The organism is Megasphaera sp. DJF_B143 (genome assembly GCF_900320625.1).
Taxonomy (GTDB): Bacteria; Bacillota; Negativicutes; order Veillonellales; family Megasphaeraceae; genus Megasphaera; species Megasphaera hexanoica.
The window spans coordinates 1-2,479 of the sequence record NZ_ONTA01000202.1 but is presented as its reverse complement, the minus strand read 5'-3'; the positions used below and the strand labels follow the sequence as shown (position 1 = coordinate 2,479).

Genomic DNA, 2,479 nt, shown 5'->3' with positions numbered 1-2,479 from the left:
GCCGCGGGTTATATGGTTCGGATCTGGCCATCAGTACGACGGGAATTGCCGGTCCATCCGGCGGCAGCAGAGAAAAACCTGTTGGCCTGGTCTATACGGGGATTTCCGGTCCGCGGGGGACCGTAACCCATAAGGATATCTATCCCGGCGACCGGACAGAAGTAAAGCGCCGTGCCGCGACACGGGCTGTCTATTATGCCGTTCAATATCTTTTGGAACATACAGAACAGGAGTAGACTATGGAAGAAAAACAAACAGCACTGGAAAATGCTATGCGCAAAATTGAAAAAGATTTTGGCAAAGGAGCTATCATGCGCCTTGGCGACATAGCGGACAAAATGAATATCGAAGTAATTTCATCAGGGTCCCTTGCCGTCGATCTGGCTGTCGGTGTCGGAGGATATCCCCGCGGCAGGGTCATCGAAATTTATGGACCGGAATCTTCCGGGAAAACGACGCTGGCTCTCCATGCCATTGCCTCGGCACAAAAAGGAGGCGGCATTGCCGCGTTTATCGATGCGGAACATGCGCTCGATCCGGTATATGCCCGTCATCTTGGCGTCGATACGGCCAATCTGCTCGTTTCCCAGCCGGATAACGGGGAACAGGCCCTGGAAATCACGGAAGAACTCGTACGCAGCGGTGCCGTCGATATTATCGTCGTGGACTCTGTCGCAGCCCTGGTACCTAAAGCCGAAATTGAAGGAGAAATGGGCGATTCCCACGTGGGCCTTCAGGCACGCCTCATGAGCCAGGCCCTGCGTAAACTGACGGGGATTATTTCAAAATCCAAGGCTATCGTTATTTTCATTAACCAGCTCCGTGAAAAAGTCGGCGTCATGTTTGGCAATCCTGAAACGACGACCGGCGGCAGGGCACTCAAATTCTATGCTTCTATCCGCATGGAAATCCGCAAGGGGGAAGCCATCAAGCAGGGCGGTGAAGTCATTGGCAACCGTGCACGGGTAAAAGTCGTCAAAAATAAGGTGGCGCCGCCATTCCGCAACTGTGAATTCGATATTATGTACGGGACGGGGATTTCCCGGGAAGGGACTATCCTCGACCTGGGGACATCAATGGACATTATCGAAAAAAGCGGGACCTGGTATTCCTACAAGGGCGAACGACTGGGACAGGGGAAGGAAAATGTCAAACTGTTCTTGAAAGATCATCCTGAAATCGCCGACGAAGTGGAACATATCATCCGCGATACACTGGCGGCAGAACCAGAAAAATTCGATGCTGTCGTCGAAGAAGTCCATGAAGCAGAAGAAGCCGGCGCGGCTGAAAGCCTGGCAGAACCTTCCGGAGAAGCCTGATAATGGATTATAATGAAGCCTATGCCAGGGCACTGCGGCTGCTGAATATCCGTTTTCTCAGTGAAGGCGAACTGCGCCGCAAACTGCAGGTCCGTGGCACGGGAAATGAAGTCATTGACGACGTTCTGGAGACACTGCGGCAGGAACATTTTGTGGACGACCAGCGCCTGGCAGAGGCCGTGTATGCTTACTATGCCCGTAAAGGACAATACGGCCACCGCTACATTGTCAGCCGGTTGCAGAAGCGGCAGCTGCCAGTGCCGGAGAACACACCCTGCGTCGATGAAATGACCGTGGCGGAACAACTGGTATCCCGGCGTTTCAAAGAAGGAACAGAGCCGCGCAAGATTGCCCGGTTTCTTCAGTACCGTGGTTTTTCTCCCTCTGTCATCAGGGAAATCCTCAGTGGCTTTGGCTGGTAAAACGTGGTCATTATGCTATTGGCTGGCGTATAAATTATTCATATGGTCTATGAGTTTACCTTGACATCAGTATAAAAAAAATTTACAATTATAAGAGCCGGTTTTCTATACTGGTCATATATTTTGCATAATTGCAGGTTTTTTGAAAATGATGTAAATGAAATAATTACACATATAAAAAGCCGGACGCATGTTCGGCTTTTTATGGTGAAAAGGGGGTGAAAACTGAATATGTTAGCTATCATTGCTGCAGCCGTAGCTTGTGGAATCATTGGTGTCGGGACGGGCTATTTTTACCGCATGAAAATTGCCGAAGGCAAAATTGGCAAGGCGGAAGTAGAAGCGGAACGCATTATCTCTACGGCACGGCAGAATGCAGAATCACGGAAAAAGGAATTGGTCCTCGAAGGAAAGGAAGAGGTCCATAAGCTGCGCAGTGATGCGGAACGGGAAAATAAGGAACGCAGAAATGAATTGCAGCGCATGGAACGACGCCTGTTGCAGAAGGAAGAACATCTGGATAAGAAATCCGATTCCATGGAAAAACGCGATGAAGCTCTGCAGCGCAAAGAAGAAGAAATCACCAGGACACAGGAAAAGATTGAGTTGCTGCACAGCCAGCAGATGGAAGAACTGGAACGTATTTCCAGCCTTACCTATGATGAAGCCAAGGAACTCTTGCTGAACAACGTAAAAACGGAAGTTAAGCATGAAACGGCGATGCTCATCAAAAGCCTG

At 50.0% G+C, this 2,479-nt stretch carries 4 protein-coding genes; all 4 read left to right on the top strand.

Annotated elements, in window-relative coordinates:
* Nucleotides 1-236 (top strand): CinA family protein (locus DBO31_RS06215; RefSeq protein WP_200817471.1); only part of this gene is annotated, 236 nt, incomplete at its 5' end.
* Between the two features lie 3 nt (nucleotides 237-239).
* Nucleotides 240-1,319: a recombinase RecA gene (gene recA, locus DBO31_RS06210; RefSeq protein ID WP_075581456.1), complete on the top strand. Its 1,080-nt coding sequence runs from the start codon at nucleotides 240-242 to the stop codon at nucleotides 1,317-1,319.
* Nucleotides 1,320-1,321: 2 nt separating this feature from the next.
* Nucleotides 1,322-1,741, top strand: a complete 420-nt coding sequence (locus DBO31_RS06205) for a regulatory protein RecX (RefSeq protein WP_059075555.1) — start codon at nucleotides 1,322-1,324, stop codon at nucleotides 1,739-1,741.
* 231 nt (nucleotides 1,742-1,972) lie between these two features.
* A partial coding sequence (locus tag DBO31_RS06200) for an Rnase Y domain-containing protein (protein WP_150824709.1) occupies nucleotides 1,973-2,479 on the top strand: 507 nt, incomplete at its 3' end.

What these genes read in the sequence shown, in the direction of transcription:
- recA (WP_075581456.1), top strand. Translation starts at nt 240, where the DNA reads ATGGAAGAAAAACAAACAGCACTGGAAAATGCTATGCGCAAAATTGAA.
- DBO31_RS06205 (WP_059075555.1), top strand. Translation starts at nt 1,322, where the DNA reads ATGGATTATAATGAAGCCTATGCCAGGGCACTGCGGCTGCTGAATATC.